This is a genomic window from Deinococcus puniceus, from assembly GCF_001644565.1.
Lineage (GTDB): Bacteria > Deinococcota > Deinococci > Deinococcales > Deinococcaceae > Deinococcus > Deinococcus puniceus.
The window spans coordinates 1,119,663-1,134,192 of record NZ_CP011387.1; the positions used below are offsets into that span (position 1 = coordinate 1,119,663).

13 protein-coding genes are annotated in these 14,530 nt (G+C 63.1%); 5 read left to right on the forward strand and 8 right to left on the reverse strand.

The annotated features are described in order from the left end of the window. Positions 1-211: 211 nt before the first annotated feature. The 5 genes from pyrH to SU48_RS05130 form a co-directional block, all read right to left on the reverse strand. A complete protein-coding gene (gene pyrH, locus SU48_RS05110; RefSeq protein WP_064014314.1) occupies positions 212-922 on the reverse strand; it encodes a UMP kinase in 711 nt (236 codons plus the stop codon). Between the two features lie 95 nt (positions 923-1,017). Continuing rightward, the gene (gene tsf / locus SU48_RS05115; RefSeq protein WP_064014315.1) at positions 1,018-1,821 is read right to left on the reverse strand and encodes a translation elongation factor Ts; all 804 of its coding nucleotides are present in this window, start codon (positions 1,819-1,821) and stop codon (positions 1,018-1,020) included. A gap of 227 nt (positions 1,822-2,048) precedes the next feature. Beyond that, positions 2,049-2,843, reverse strand: coding sequence for a 30S ribosomal protein S2 (rpsB, locus tag SU48_RS05120; RefSeq protein WP_019009463.1), 795 nt, complete (start codon positions 2,841-2,843; stop codon positions 2,049-2,051). Between the two features lie 471 nt (positions 2,844-3,314). Continuing rightward, positions 3,315-3,974 (reverse strand): YczE/YyaS/YitT family protein, encoded by a 660-nt coding sequence (locus tag SU48_RS05125; protein WP_064015852.1) that lies wholly within the window; start codon positions 3,972-3,974, stop codon positions 3,315-3,317. 74 nt (positions 3,975-4,048) lie between these two features. After that, complete coding sequence (locus SU48_RS05130; RefSeq protein WP_064014316.1) at positions 4,049-4,252, reverse strand: hypothetical protein; 204 nt, start codon at positions 4,250-4,252, stop codon at positions 4,049-4,051. Positions 4,253-4,461: 209 nt separating this feature from the next. On the opposite strand from SU48_RS05130, the gene ychF reads away from it, so the two are divergent. After that, the gene (ychF, locus tag SU48_RS05135; protein ID WP_064014317.1) at positions 4,462-5,559 is read left to right on the forward strand and encodes a redox-regulated ATPase YchF; all 1,098 of its coding nucleotides are present in this window, start codon (positions 4,462-4,464) and stop codon (positions 5,557-5,559) included. Positions 5,560-5,732: 173 nt separating this feature from the next. Further along, complete coding sequence (locus SU48_RS05140; RefSeq protein WP_064014318.1) at positions 5,733-6,530, forward strand: AAC(3) family N-acetyltransferase; 798 nt, start codon at positions 5,733-5,735, stop codon at positions 6,528-6,530. 27 nt (positions 6,531-6,557) lie between these two features. On the opposite strand, the gene SU48_RS05145 is transcribed toward SU48_RS05140, so the two are convergent. From SU48_RS05145 to SU48_RS05155, 3 genes are all read right to left on the reverse strand, one after another. Continuing rightward, a complete protein-coding gene (locus SU48_RS05145) occupies positions 6,558-7,538 on the reverse strand; it encodes an NAD(P)/FAD-dependent oxidoreductase (RefSeq protein WP_064014319.1) in 981 nt (326 codons plus the stop codon). Positions 7,539-7,642: 104 nt separating this feature from the next. After that, positions 7,643-9,019, reverse strand: coding sequence for an FAD-dependent oxidoreductase (locus SU48_RS05150; RefSeq protein ID WP_064014320.1), 1,377 nt, complete (start codon positions 9,017-9,019; stop codon positions 7,643-7,645). A gap of 132 nt (positions 9,020-9,151) precedes the next feature. After that, entirely contained in the window at positions 9,152-10,381 is a 1,230-nt protein-coding gene (locus tag SU48_RS05155) for an MFS transporter (RefSeq protein WP_064014321.1), read from the reverse strand. 187 nt (positions 10,382-10,568) lie between these two features. On the opposite strand from SU48_RS05155, the gene SU48_RS05160 reads away from it, so the two are divergent. From SU48_RS05160 to SU48_RS05170, 3 genes are all read left to right on the forward strand, one after another. After that, a complete protein-coding gene (locus tag SU48_RS05160; protein ID WP_064015853.1) occupies positions 10,569-11,336 on the forward strand; it encodes a sulfite exporter TauE/SafE family protein in 768 nt (255 codons plus the stop codon). Further along, on the forward strand, positions 11,333-11,602 hold the full coding sequence (locus SU48_RS05165) for a hypothetical protein (RefSeq protein ID WP_064014322.1): 270 nt from the start codon (positions 11,333-11,335) through the stop codon (positions 11,600-11,602). The genes SU48_RS05160 and SU48_RS05165 overlap by 4 nt, the downstream gene beginning before the upstream one ends. Before the next feature lie 522 nt (positions 11,603-12,124). Next, complete coding sequence (locus SU48_RS05170) at positions 12,125-14,485, forward strand: 3-hydroxyacyl-CoA dehydrogenase/enoyl-CoA hydratase family protein (RefSeq protein ID WP_064015854.1); 2,361 nt, start codon at positions 12,125-12,127, stop codon at positions 14,483-14,485. Positions 14,486-14,530 lie beyond the last annotated feature (45 nt).

Genomic DNA, 14,530 nt, shown 5'->3' on the forward strand with positions numbered 1-14,530 from the left:
AGCAAGTGCAGTCTTGGGGCCGAATCCCTGAGGAGCGTCACTGGGCAGCCCCACTGGGAAGCAGAGAACGGGGGCAATCAGGCGTTCACCGCACAGAAGCGCCCCGGACAGCAATGGCTGGATTCTACCGTGATGTCAGGATATGTGCCCTTTTGCAATCTTTCGGCTTGGGTAAATCGGCGGCTTGGGCTGCTGCGCCTCAGACCCAAGTTCAGGATGTCTGAATCAGCGTGCCCACGCGCTCGCCCGCGAACAGGCGTTCCAGATTGCCCGTCTCGAACAAATCGAACACCACGATAGGCAGGCCCTTGTCCATGCACAGCGTAATCGCGGTGGCGTCCATGACTTCTAGGCGCTGCTCCACCACGTCCAGATGGGTCAGGGTGTCGTAGCGTTTGGCGTCCGGGTTCTTGCGGGGATCGGAATCGTACACGCCGTCCACCTTGTTTTTCGCCATCAGCACCACTTCCGCGCCGATTTCCAGCGCCCGCAGCGTAGAGGTGGTATCGGTGGTAAAGAACGGCGCTCCGTTGCCGCCACCAAAGATGACCACACGGCCTTTTTCAAGGTGACGCATGGCGCGGCGGCGAATGTACGGCTCGGCCACCGCCGCCATATGAATGGCGCTCATGACGCGGGTGGGCTGTCCGGCAGTTTCCATGGCGTCTTGCAGGGCCATCGCGTTCATGACCGTGCCCAGCATGCCGATGTAGTCGGCGGTGGCGGCGTCCATGCCCGCGCCGTTGCGAGCGCCGCGCCAAAAATTACCGCCCCCGATCACGATGGCCAGTTCGATCTCTTTGCCCGCAATGGCTGCGGTCAGCAACCGGGCCAGCCGCGCTGTGGTGTTAGGGCTGATGCCGAAGCCGTTTTCATCGGCCAGAAATTCTCCGGAGAGTTTAAGCAGCACTCGTTTGAACATGAAGTACCTCGGGGGAGGAGAGACGAGAGAGGCGCAGGTCAGGTGATACAGCAAAAAGGAGCGGCTGTGATGGGCCGCCCCTGCTATTCATTTGCTTAAGAGCTGATCTCGAAGCGGACGAACTGCTTGACTGCCGCGTCTCCGAGGTACTGCGCCACCGTCACGCTGTTGTCCTTCACGAACTTCTGCTCGGGCAGCACTTTTTCTTCGTAGAACTTGCTGATCTGGCCGCTCACGATCTTGTCCACGATCTGCTGAGGCTTGCCTTCGTTCAGGGCTTTGTTGGTCAGGATTTCGCGCTCTTTCTCGATGTCGGTGCTGTCCACCTCGTCACGCGACATGTACTGAGGACGCTCGGCGGCCACGTGCAGGGCCACGTCTTTGGCGTGGGCTTCGCTGCCGCCTGCCACGCGCACCAGCACGCCGATTTTGCCGTTGCTGTGGACGTATCCGGCGAGGGTTTCGCCTTCGGCGGCTTCCACGTAGGCCACGCGGCTCAACACGAGATTCTCACCGATTTTGCCAGCGGCGGCGGCCACAGACGTGCCCACGCTTTCGCCGTTCAGGTCAGTGTTCTTGAAGGCTTCCACGTCGCTGGTGCCAGCGGCGAGGGCGGCCTGCGCCAAGGACTGAACAAGCGCCTGAAAGTCGGAGTTGCGGGCCACGAAATCGGTCTCGCTGTTCACTTCCACGATGGCGGCCTTGTTGCCGTCCACCACAAAGCGCACCAGACCTTCTTTGGCTTCGCGGTCACTCTTCTTGGCGGCCTTCACGATGCCGCGCTCACGCAGCAGGGCCACCGCTTTTTCTTCGTCGTTTCCGGCGTCGGAAAGGGCCTTCTTAACATCCATCATGCCCGCGCCCGTCAGTTCGCGTACTTTCTTGATCGATTCCATCATGATTTGTTCCTCCGTGAGGTGGGTTGTTAGGGGAGACTTGACAATAGGGGCGAATCCGAACCATTGGCCGGACACGCCCCCACTTGTGTTCCGGATTTGCTGAAAGGAACGTCACCGCTCACATTGCGAGTGATCCCAAAAGGCGGGATAACTCTCCATTGCCGCTGCGACGTTCCTTGTCCGATACTCGCTCCGCTCGGTTTATCTAAGCGATAAACGCGGCAAACTTAGCTGCGGCCTTGGCTGCTCGTCAGTTGGCTGGTGTCGCCTTCTGCGCCGCTCTCGGCTGCGTCCATTTCTGGAGTGCTGCCTTCCACGCGCTCGCCGCTCACGTCTTCCCCGCCGCCCCGTGCTTCCACGAGCAGGTCACCGATGCGGTGCGCGATGAGTTGGATGGAACGGATGGCGTCGTCGTTTCCGGGCACGATGTAGTCGATGACATCGGGATCGGAGTCGGTGTCGGCCAGCGCGATTACGGGAATTCCCAGACGGTTGGCTTCCTGCACGGCGATCACTTCTTTGGTGGGGTCGACCACGAAAATAGCGTCGGGCAAACGGGTCATCTTGCGGATGCCGCCCACGAAGCGGAGCAGGCGCTCACGCTCGGCACCCAGTTTGATGCGCTCGGCCTTCAGGCGGTCATTGATGCGGCCCGACTCGAACATTTCGTCGAGTTCGTTCAGGCGGTCAATGCGGGTACGCATGGTTTTGAAGTTGGTGAGCATGCCGCCCAACCAACGGCTGGTCACGAATGGCATCCCGGTGCGGCGCGCTTCAAGTTCCACGATTTCCTGCGCCTGCTTCTTGGTGCCCACGAACAGGATGACGCCGCCGCGCTCGGCGAGTTCCTTGATGAAATCGAAGGAGCGATCCACCTGCTTGAGGGTCTTCTGAAGATCGATGATGAAAATACCGTTGCGCTCGGCGAAGATGAAGCGCTTGAATTTGGGGTTCCAGCGCTTGGTTTCATGGCCGAAATGCACTCCGGCTTCGAGCAACTGCTTCATGCTGATGTACGACATGTTCTCTCCTGAGCGTTACTAGACGGGCCAAGTTTGCGTTCCCCGTGCCAACCCACCGTCAGCTCACCATGCAGCCTTGCGGCTTGTGCAGGTGGTCTAGGTTCTTCGGGTCAGGCCCAAACGCGACGCTCCAGCGCGGATGGGCAGGGTCACGGGCGCACCCAACGGGAGACTATATCAGAGTTTGGAGGCGGGGGGTTTGGCGGGGTAGGCGGGAGCGTCGCTTTGGCTGGGGGGGTCTAAGGGTCAAGGGTCTAAGGCAGGGCAATCGCTGCGCTCATTTCCCCGCACCCCGCTCCCACAAGGGGCGAGGGCAAACAGCAATAGCGAAAATCTGGGTTTCGCTCCCTCACCCTTGAGGGGGGACTCGCAGAGCTGCGGAGCAGTGGGCTGGGGAGGGGGTGAGTGAGCGCCAGCAATTGCCCTGCCTTAAAACCTCAGAACCCCCTTACCCCAGCCGCCGCCCCCAATCTAGTCCGCTGCCAACCCCTTCACCACAGCCACTTCCCTCTTTTGCGCCAAGCCGAACAACCCCATGCCTCTGCTCATGGCGGGGCCGACGGTCAGGGCAAACACCAAGGTTCCCCATCCAATCGGGCCGCCCAGCAGCAAGCCTGTTGCCAGCACCACCACTTCTACGCCAGTCCGGGTACGCGCCACAGGCCAGCCATACACGCGCCGCAGCCCCAAGGTCAGGCCGTCGCGGGGGCCAGCGCCGAGGCCCGCCGCCACATAGGTTCCGGTAGCCAGCCCCAGCAGGATCACGCCGAGTACAAACTGCACCCAGCGCAGGCCCAAGCCTTGCGGGTCGGGTACCAACGGCCCCAGCACATCCAAAAACACCCCGATAAAGATGACGTTCAGTACGGTGCCGGGGCCAACCGGTTCGCGCAGTTTTAGGGCCGTAAACGCCACGATCACCAGCCCGGTCAGGATGCTGACCACGCCCACGCTGAGGGGCAAATGCCGCGTCACACCCACATGCAGCACCTCCCAAGGCGCGACGCCTACGCGGGCGTCCAGCATCAGGCGCAGGCTCAGGCCGTATAGAAACAGCCCAAACATGAGGAGGGCGTAGCGCCCCAGCGGAGGCAACCGCGTGAGGGCAGCAAAGGGAGCGGAACGGGTCACGCGGGCCACTGTAGCCCATCGGGGCGGGCAGATTCTGGAAGCTCTTGGCGGGTGGTCAGTAGACGACGACCTGTTTACGGCCAAGCGTCCTTCTCTGGTTCGCCTTGCAAGTTCTTGCCTTGATCAGCGTCGGGGCAAGGCAACGCAGATGCATCCGTTGACACACTGGTGGGGCATTCTGGCGCGGGCGACGCCGTCACCGACGCCTCTTCCAACGCTTCGCGCAGCATCCGCAGTTGCTCAGCATTGGCGGCGGCGTGGGCAGCGGCGTCGGTCATGGATTGCAGCGTAAACGAGAGCGGGCGGGCGCGTTGCCGCACATGCCGCTGGGGCTGGGGTTACGGGCTACGGGCCGGGAAAGTGAAAGGCCCCGGCCCTCCACTCAGCGCCATCCTTTACACTGGCAGGGTTGCCGCGCCGCCCCTGATTCTAAAACTGGGGTCAAAACACTGGTCAGGCTGCGTGCGGAGAAAGAGGAGCGAACATCATGGGCTTAGCAATTGGAATCGTCGGACTTCCCAACGTCGGGAAAAGTACGCTGTTTAACGCCATTACGCGGGCGGGGGCGTTGGCCGCCAACTACCCGTTTGCCACCATCGAACCCAATGTGGGCCGCGTCATGGTGCCCGACGAGCGCCTGTCGGCCCTGAGCCGCATCTTCACCAAAGGCGAGCGCGTGCCGCCGATTATTCCCACCTTCGTGGAATTCGTGGACATTGCCGGACTGGTGAAGGGAGCCAGCCAAGGCGAAGGCCTCGGCAACCAGTTCCTCGCCAATATCCGTGAAGCCGACGCGATTGCCCATGTGGTGCGCTGCTTCGAAGACGGCAACGTGATTCATGTGGCGGGCCGCGTCGATCCCCTCGACGACATCGAAACCATCAATACCGAACTGATTTTGGCCGACCTGAACGGCTTGGAGAAGCGCCTGTCCAACCTTCAGAAGAAGGCGAGGGGTAACGATAAGGAAGCCAAAGAGCAGGCAGATTTGGCCGAACAGATTCTGGCGGTATTGGGCGAAGGCAAACCCGCACGCGCCGGAACCTACGACGCCCCTATTCCCAAGGAGTTTGGCCTGATTACCACCAAACCTGTGATCTACGTGGCGAACGTGGGCGAAGACGAACTGACCCAAGACAACGAGTACGTAAGCATCGTTCGCGAATATGCCGCCCGCGAAGGCGCACAAGTCGTGAAGATCAGTGCCCAAATCGAGGGCGAGTTGGCCGAGATGCCCGAAGACGAAGCTGCCGCCTTCCTGACCGACCTCGGCGTCGAGGAAAGCGGGTTGGATCAGCTCGTGAAGGTGGGCTACGAAACGCTGGGCCTGATCACCTTCATTACGTCGGGTGAAAAAGAAGTGCGGGCGTGGACGATTCGGCGCGGCGAAAAAGCCCCCGAAGCCGCCGGAGAGATTCACAGCGACCTAGAGCGCGGGTTTATCCGGGCCGAAGTGATCGAGTGGGAAAAAATGGTGGAAGCGGGCGGCTGGGCCACGGCCAAAAGCAAGGGCTGGGTCAGAACCGAAGGCAAAGAGTACGTGATGAAAGACGGCGACATCATGAACGTGCTGCACAACTCGTAAACATTTGTCGTCAGGGCTGGTGCCTTGCCTGCCGGGATGACCGAGCAGAGCGAACTGGTGGCGTATGGCTTTGGCCTGCGCCCCCTTTCGTTTTGATTTACTTGCTGCGCCTTCTCTGGCCCACTTCATCAGAAAACCTACCGAATGCTTGACAACAGCGGTAGACTAGAAGGGTGCTGAATCTTCTGCGTCGCCCCGCTACTTTGCCCGCCGAATTGGAGACCGGGCTGGCAGAATTGGGGCTGGACGGCACTCAGCACGTCATCGTTCACGCCAGTCTGAAGTCGTTCGGCACGCTGGAAGGTGGGGCGCGGGCAGTAGTCGATACGCTGGCCGCCCGCACGGCCACGCTGGTGGCTCCTTCATTTACCTACAACACCCTGCTCCGGCACGCTACCTCACCCGTTCATGCCCGTTTTCACCGCGACAGCCGGGTCAGCCGCGATATTGGCCGCATTCCGCAAACGCTGGTGGAACGCTCGGAGGCGCTGCGCTCCTTCCACCCCACCCTCAGTTTTGTGGCGCTGGGTGCGGAAGCAGAGCGGGTGGTGTCGTCTCAGACGCTGGCGAGTCCTTACCAGCCCATCGGATCCCTGTACGACTTAGACGGCTACGCGCTGATGATGGGCGTGGATTTTGGCAGCAACACCAGCGTGCATTACGGTGAACACGTGGCCGGAATGCCGCTGCTGACGCGCTATGTGCCGCTCGGGGGCGGCGTGTTGCCCACCGCGTTTCCCAACTGTTCCGCCGACTTCGAGCGGCTGGCCCCGCTGGTACAGGCACGTTCGGCCCGTGTGGGCAACGCCAATTTGCAGCTCTACCGCGTGCGCGATCTGGTAGACGCCACCGTGTCCATGCTCACCCGCGATCCGGAAGCCCTGCTGTGTACGTACAGCAGTTGCCGCTGCCAAGAAGTGCGGCGGATGGTGCGGGCCAACGGCCTGACGCCTCGGCCTCACGGCGGGTAAAAGAAGTGTTCACAGGAAGTCTTTCCGCTACCGCTTTTCGCTGCTGTGCCCCGGCCTCACGCGCAGGGCTGCGTTCACGTAATGTGCGGCGTGGTTGGCGGCCACCGCTGCCTGTGCAAAGGCCAAAGAAATCAGCTTGAACTGGCCGCCGCTGAGGGCCACGTCGCCTACCGCAAACACACCGGGCAAGTGGGTTTGCCCACCGGGGCCGTCCAGCACGTATTCGCCTTGCCAGTCCAGCGGCCAATTCTGCACGGGCGACAGGTCAGGCAAATAGCCGTTGAGGATCAGTACGGTCTCGGCCTGCACGCGCACCGGTTCGCCGTCTACGGTCAGGTGTGCGCCGCCCGGTACGAGGTTCATCAGGATGGCGGGGGCCAAGATATTGATCCGTCCGGTGGTGCGGCAGGCGTCCAGTTCGGCCAGCTCCGTCGGTTCGCCCCGAAATCCGGCGCGGCGGTGCGTGAGGGTCACGGAAGCCCCGGCGTCGGCCAATTCCAGCGCGGCGCGGGTGGCTTGTGGCACACCGCCCACCACCAAGACTTGCCGTCCGGCTAAGGTGCTGGGTTCCGGCAAATCGGTTCTCACGTCGGGATGTGAACCCGCCCCCGGCACCCGTGCCTCTCGCGGCAGCAAGGCTCCCATGCCCGCCGCCACGATGACTGCGCCCGCCGCGAAGGTGCCGGAATCGGTGCCCACCAGCCAGCCGCCCTCGGCATCAGAGATCAGCGTGCGCGCCACCTCATTCACACGAATATCTACGTCCAGCGTGTCCAGTTGCCCCAGCAACCCGGCCACCACGCCTGCCGCCCGCGTGCTGGGCAGCCCCGGCACGTCGTACACCACTTTGTCAGGGTAGAGGGCCATCAGTTGCCCGCCCGCCTCGGCCCGCGCCTCCAGCACCCGCACCTTCAGGCCGCGCCAAGCTGCATAAAAGGCCGCGTGTAGCCCAGCGGGGCCACCTCCAATCACCAGAATGTCGGAGCGCAACGGCGGGGCAGGGGACATAGGGTCAGTATGCCAGACGGGTCAGAGAGGAGATTGTGGAATGTAGAACGTGGATCGTGGTGTGGCGGTTGCCTACGCTCCACGATCCACGTTCCTGACGCCGTTTACCGCTTCCGGTGCGTCAACATCTCGTGCTTGTGCACCACCTTCGCACGGGGGCGGCCCAGCGTTTGCCCCTGCGACAGCTCGTGGGCGTCCAGCGCCTGCCAGTCCTCAAAGGTGTACACGTCCACGCTTTTGCCCGCCAGCAGGGCGTCTACGGCCTCGGCACTGGCGTGGGGCGCGGGGGACAGCAGGCCCGCCGCCACGTCGCTGAGCAGGTGGGCCACCGTGTCCGTCGCGTCTTTGCGGTTGGTGCCTACCACACCGCTCGGCCCGCGCTTGATCCATCCGGCGGTGTACTCACCGGGACGGCCTTCCACGCGGCCCTCGGCGTTGGGAATCACGCCCCGGCGCTCGTCGAAGGGGACTCCGGGCAGGGCCACGCCCTTGTACCCCACTGAACGCAACACCATCTGTACAGGCAGGGTTTCAAATTCGCCCGTCCCTACTGCGTTACCTGCCTCGTCCAGCGTATTACGCTCAATCTTCAGGCCCGCCACGTGGCCGTTGCCATCGGCCAAAATCTCGGTGGGGGAGACCAGAAAGCGCAGATGAATGCGGCGCGGCTTGCCTTCCGGCGTGCGTCCGGCGAAATCGCGCAGCACTTCCAGATTCTTCTTCACGGTGTTGTCGGTGATCGCGGCTTCGGCGGCCTCGTCTACCAGTACTTCTTCGGGCTTCACGATGGGGTCGGCCTCGTGCAGCTCGCCAAATTCGCGCAGTTCCTTGGTCGTAAATTTGGCCTGTGCCGCGCCGCGTCGGCCCAGCACCCACACGTCGCGCACATGGCTGTGGGCCAGAGCATCCAGCGCGTGCGCCGCGATGTCGGATTCGTGCAGTTCGGCCACCGTCTTGACCAAAATCCGGCTCACGTCCAGCGCCACATTGCCCACACCCACCACAGCCACGCCGCCTGCCGTGAGTACCATGTCGCGTGCTGCGGCGTCGGGGTGGCCGTTGTACCACGCGACAAATTCGGTGGCGCTCATGCTGCCGGTCAGGTCTTCGCCGGGAATGCCGAGGCGGCGGTCACTGCTGGCCCCCACCGTATAAATCAGCGCGTCGTAATGGGCGCGGGCTTCCTCGTGCGTCAGGTCGGTGCCGAATTCCACGTTGCCCAGAAAGCGCACGCGTGGGTCGTTCAGGGTCTTCTCAAAGCCCCGCGTCACACTCTTGATGGTCAGGTGATCGGGGGCCACGCCGTAGCGCACGAGGCCGTAAGGCGTGGGCAGACGGTCAAACACGTCCACTTGCACGGGCACCTGCGTTTGCTTGATGAGGGCTTCGGCGGCAAACACTCCGCTGGGGCCGCTGCCGATTACTGCCACGCGCAGGGGACGTTCGGGGCTGTACGCCGACTGGGAAAGGGCATCCGTCATGCTTCCGAGTCTACGCATACTGGCCGCTGCCCCTGTACAGGCAATCTGGACGAATAGTGTTACATGTACAGAAACAGGGTGGAGAGTTGGGGGAGTGTGGTGGCTGGATTCAAACGAGTTGCACGTTAGTGATCAAGCTGCCAGCTCCCGCCTCCCGCCCTTGCGCCGACTGACCACCATCAGGCCGCACGCGACGGCAGCCAGCACGCCGCACAGCCCGAACACGCTGCCGTAGCCGAACGCCTGCGCCCAAGCCCCCGACAGCAGGCCCGCCACCAAGTTTCCCGCGCTGCCTGTATTGGCAAACAGGGTAGTGGCCGCGCCCACCCGTCCGGGCATCAGCTCCTGAAAGTAGGCCATGCCGAGGCAGGACGCGATGGCAACGACGATAGCGCGGATGGCTTGGGCCACCAGCATCAGCGCTAGCCACGCGCCGCCCACCAGCCCGCCCAGCCCGGTCAGTAGGCTGTAGGCGGCCAAGAGTCCAAAGGCCACCACCATCAGCGTAGCGGTGCGGAAACGCGGAGGCCGCAGCACGAAGCTGAGCATGATGGGGATTTCCAGCAGGGCGCACAGACCCACCAAGAGGCCCACCTGCCCGGTGTTGCCGCCCAATTCCTGCGTAATAAACAGTGGCAGAGCCACCGCGCCCATTGCCAAGGAGGTGCCGTACAGCACGAACCCCAGCGAAATCAGTTGCAGTTGGCGAGGGCCGACAGGTGCGGGCGTTTCGGTGAGGTTGGAGGCGACGGCGGCGGCGGTCAGGGCAGCCCGCGAGCGCCCCCGGCTGAAGATGACCGGAAGCGCGGCCCCCACATACGCCGCCGCCGCGCATAAAAATAGGCCCCGGAAGCCCAGCGCCCCCACCAATCCTGCGCCCAGCAGCGGCCCCGCCACCCACGCCAACGAAAACACCGATCTGAGGGTGGTCAGGCCGTTCTGGGCGGCTTCGGCTCCGGCTGGCCCGAACTGCACGCGGGCATAGGCGAACAGTTGCGGAAACGACGACGCGCCTGTGCCCAGCAGCAGCGCCCCGATCAGCAGCAGCGGAACATAGGCGGTGGTGGTGGTCAGCATCACGAAGCCCAGCGCGGCGCTGCCCATGCTCAGCAGCACGGCGGGGCGGCGGCTGGGCAGGCGGTCAGACCAGCGCCCGATCAGGGTACTCAGCGCGATGCTGCCCACCGAGGTTACGGTGAGAAACACCCCCAGTTGCAGCGGCGACATCTTGGCCGTCTCTACGGCGAACAGCGGCATAAACGGCGCGGCAAACGAGGTCGCCAGCCCCATCATGAACGCGGCGATCAGCATAGGCAGCGCAGCAGGCAAGCGGCGCAGGGCGGTCAGGGCGGGGGCGGTCATAGGCGGAGCAGCGGGCGGCAGGAAGCGGTGAACATAGCGCCCTATTTGACACCTTCCGGCCCGCAAAGTGGAGCGCCCGGCCTTCAGACCGTGTTAGCCTCGCACCTGTGACCCAGACAACTTGGATGCAGACAACTTGGATGCGGGCAACTTGGAGAATGCTGCCCCTTTTCCGGAGTGTTCGGCCTTGATTTCCGCCCTGACCCTCGCCGTGATCGGCATTGGGATACTGGCAGGCGTACTGGGCGCGATTCTGGGCCTCGGCGGCGGCGTGATCGTGGTTCCGGCGCTGGAATTCGTGCTGCCGTACTTTGGCCGCGACATCTCCATCAGTCAGGCGGTGGCGGTGAGCCAGATCGGGGTGCTGGCGGTGGGCCTCAGCGGGGCGGCCAGTTACTTGCAGCAAGGGCTGGTGCGGGCGCGTACCGGGTATCTGCTGTCTCCGTACACCATCCTGGGCGGCGCGGCGGGCAGTTTTCTGGGGCTGGTGCTGCCTTCGCGGGCGGTAGCCACGGTGTTTGCCTGCCTGCTGCTGTACTCCGCCTACAACCTGCTGCGCGGCCTCAAGCGGGTAGAAGTGGAGCGGGAGCCGTCGCGCCTCGTGCCGCCTGCCATGACCTTCGCCGGAATCATGAGCGGACTTTTGGGCATCGGCGGAGGCACGGTGCAAGTGCCAGTCCTGAACCTGCTGGCGGGCGTGCCGATCCGTCAGGCGATTGCCACGAGCACCTTCATCATGGGTCTGACGGCGGTGGGCAACGCGCTGGTGTATCAGGCAGGCGGATTGCTGGATGTGCGCCTAGCCGCCGGAATCGCACTGGGCGTCCTCATTGGGGCGCGGGCCGGAGCGGGCCTGCAAAGCCGCATTCCCGCCGCGCAACTGAAACTGTTTTTCAGTCTATTGCTCATTTTTACAGCGGGGCAATTGCTCTGGAAGTATTGGGGGAACGCATGAGTGCTGAGGGGCAGAAGTCTGAACTGGCCGGGTTGCCCGCGTGGTTGTATCCGGCTGGGTTTTGGTTGGCGGTGGCGTTGTTGGCGGTGGGTGTCTTTTTCCCCGATTACGCTGTGGTTGGAGTGGCGTGCGTCGCGCTGGTTCCGGTGCTGGCTGCCGTGTGGGTGGCGTTCGGTGCGTGGAAGGCAGACCGTCGCCTGAGCTTAGCGGCGTTGGCCGCGCTAGGGGGATTGGGGTTGGTGGTGGTGGTGAAGGGGTTTATTTGAGAGCGGTGCTTTGGGTCTTGTCCCACGTTGGATTCCCCCACCCCCCAGCCCCCGCCCCCTAAGGGGTCAGGGGAGTGGTCGCTCCGCTCGGGAGGATTGATCTTGTCGCGTCCAGACTCGGCTGCATCGTTCTATTGAAGCGGAATTGCCAGTTCATCCACAGATGGAATTGGCCCGCGCGTTGCACGCACGACGGCCTCACACGGAATTGGGCGGGGACGATCTAGGGAGGCGGTGTCGTGGTGTTCGCTCCCTCACCCTTGAGGGGGGAGGTTGGGAGGGGGTGAGTGAGCGCCAGCGAGTAGCCTTCTGCCCTTCCTTAGACCCTAGACCTTTAGACCCTTAGACTGTCCCTCTGCCCCGCCCCCAACCCCTTGCCCAAACCCACATCCGATAGACAAACGCCCCCGTCGCGCCCTAAACTTTGAACCGAGTTCAATAATTCAACCGGGTTCAGACTGTTGGCCCATGCTGAGGGCCGCACGCCTTGATCGCCCGCTTTCTCTCTCCCCCGGAGGACATATGCAGAAGTTACCTGTAAATATTCGTCAGGCCGCCGTGATCGGTGCAGGCGTGATGGGTGCCGCCATCGCCGCGCAACTCGCCAATGCTGGCATTCCCGTGATGCTGCTGGACATCGTGCTGGAGGGCAACCCTGACCGCAATTTCCTGGCCAAGCAGGGCATTCAGCGGGCGCTGAAGGCCCGGCCCGCCGCCTTCATGGACGCTTCCCGCGCCGCGTTGATTACGCCCGGCAACCTCGAAGATGACCTGAAAAAGCTGAAGGACGCCGACTGGATTCTGGAAGCCATCATCGAGAAGCTGGACGCCAAGCGTGATCTGTGGGCGCGGGTGGAAGGTGTCGCCAAGAAGACGGCCATCATCTCCAGCAACTCCAGCGGCATTCCTATGCACCTGCAAATCGAGGGCCGTTCCGAGGACTTCCAACGCCGGTTTGTGGGCGCACATTTCTTCAATCCGCCGCGCTACTTGCACCTGCTGGAAGTCATTCCTACGGCCAAAACTGACCCCGCCGTGCTGCAAGAGTTCAGCGATTTTGGCGAGAGCGTGCTGGGCAAGGGCATCGTGGTTGCCAACGACGTGCCCGGATTCGTGGCGAACCGAATCGGTGTCTACGGCATCGTGCGGGCCATGCAGCACATGGAAAAAGCGGGACTGACGCCCGACGAAGTAGACGTGTTGACCGGGCCTGCGCTGGGCCGCGCCAAGAGTGCCACCTTCCGCACCGCCGATCTGAGCGGGCTGGACATCATCTACCATGTCGCCAACGACCTCGGTAAAGCCACGCCCGCCGATGAAGATTTCACGCTCACCGATACCTTCCGTAAGTTGGTAGAAGAGAAGAAGTGGCTGGGCGACAAGACCGGCAGCGGCTTTTATCAGAAGACCAAGGATGAGAAGGGCAAGACCAAGATTCTGAGCCTGAATCTGGAGTCCTTGGAGTACGAAGACCGGGGCAAAGTCAGCGTGGCCGTCGTGGAGGCCGTGAAAAACCAGCCCCTCGCTGCCCGCGTGCAGGCCCTCTACACCGCCGAGGGCAAAGAAGGCGACTTCCTGCGCGGCGTGATGAACGACAGTTTCTGGTACGCCTCCAAGATGGCCGGAAACGTCTCGAATCGCCTGCAAGACATAGACAATGCCCTGAAATGGGGCTTCGGCTGGGAGGAAGGCCCCTTCGAGACGATGGATTCTCTGGGCGTGCAAACGGTCATTGCCAATCTGGAAGCCGAGGGACGCACCCTGCCCCCGCTGCTGGCCGCCATGAAAGCCAGCGGGCGCGAACGCTTTTACAGCGCCGATGAAGTGGTCACGCCAGCGGGCGAGCCGACGCCCTACGCCGCGCCGTATTTCATCCTGACCGACTTGAAAAAAGACGCCACCAAGATCATCAAGAAGAAAGCCGGAGCCAGCCTTGTAGACCTTGGCGACGGCGTGTTGCTGGTGGAATGGCACGCCAAGATGAACGCGCTGGGCGAAGACCAACTGCGGATGGTGCAAGACGGCCATAAAGCTGTGCAGAGCATGGGCTATGCGGGCCTCGTGATCGGCAATCAGGGCGAGAACTTCAGCGCTGGGGCCAACTTGCCGCTCGTGCTGGCGCAGGCGCAGGCCGAAGAATGGGACGAACTGGACGACGCCATCAAGCAGTTTCAGCAGACCACGACCAGCCTGCGCTTCAGCCCGCATCCCACCGTTGCCGCACCGTTTGGGCTGGCCCTCGGGGGCGGCTGCGAATTCAGCCTGCACGCTGACCGCATCGTGGCGAGCGCCGAAACCTACATGGGCCTCGTGGAAGTGGGCGTGGGCCTGATTCCCGGCGGCGGCGGCACCAAAGAGATGCTGCTGCGCTTTACCGATCAGCTTCAGCCGGGGCAGCAGACCGGAGCCACGTTGCTTCCCGCCGTGCAGCGTGCCTTCGAGCTGATCGGCACGGCCAAAGTCAGCACCAGCGCCCTCGAAGCCCGCGCCCTCGGCTTCCTGCGCCCCACCGATATTATCGTGATGAACCGGGGCCACCTGCTGATGGAAGCCAAGCGGCAAGTGCTGGCCCTCGCGCCCGGCTACATCCAGCCTACCCCCCGCACCGATATTCCCGTGATGGGCGACGCCGCTATCGGGGCCATCAAGAGTGCGCTGTACGGCATGACCGAGGGCCGCTACGCCAGCGCTTACGACGCACAAGTCGCCACCCAACTGGCCCGCATCCTGTCGGGCGGCGTGGGCAACAACCGCACCGCCAAAGTGTCCGAGCAGCACTTGCTTGATCTGGAACGCGACGCCTTCCTGACCTTGCTGGGCAAAAAAGGCACGCAAGACCGGATCGCGCACATGCTGAAAACGGGCAAGCCGCTGCGGAATTAATCGGCTGTGGATTGTCGGCTGTGGGCAAAGATTCGGTAGAAGGAG

Bases quoted from the DNA above. Each gene is read 5' to 3' on its own strand.
- pyrH (WP_064014314.1), bottom strand. From the start codon at position 922: ATGTTCAAACGAGTGCTGCTTAAACTCTCCGGAGAATTTCTGGCCGAT.
- tsf (WP_064014315.1), bottom strand. From the start codon at position 1,821: ATGATGGAATCGATCAAGAAAGTACGCGAACTGACGGGCGCGGGCATG.
- rpsB (WP_019009463.1), bottom strand. From the start codon at position 2,843: ATGTCGTACATCAGCATGAAGCAGTTGCTCGAAGCCGGAGTGCATTTC.
- SU48_RS05130 (WP_064014316.1), bottom strand. From the start codon at position 4,252: ATGACCGACGCCGCTGCCCACGCCGCCGCCAATGCTGAGCAACTGCGG.
- ychF (WP_064014317.1), top strand. From the start codon at position 4,462: ATGGGCTTAGCAATTGGAATCGTCGGACTTCCCAACGTCGGGAAAAGT.
- SU48_RS05145 (WP_064014319.1), bottom strand. From the start codon at position 7,538: ATGTCCCCTGCCCCGCCGTTGCGCTCCGACATTCTGGTGATTGGAGGT.
- SU48_RS05150 (WP_064014320.1), bottom strand. From the start codon at position 9,019: ATGACGGATGCCCTTTCCCAGTCGGCGTACAGCCCCGAACGTCCCCTG.
- SU48_RS05155 (WP_064014321.1), bottom strand. From the start codon at position 10,381: ATGACCGCCCCCGCCCTGACCGCCCTGCGCCGCTTGCCTGCTGCGCTG.
- SU48_RS05165 (WP_064014322.1), top strand. From the start codon at position 11,333: ATGAGTGCTGAGGGGCAGAAGTCTGAACTGGCCGGGTTGCCCGCGTGG.
- SU48_RS05170 (WP_064015854.1), top strand. From the start codon at position 12,125: ATGCAGAAGTTACCTGTAAATATTCGTCAGGCCGCCGTGATCGGTGCA.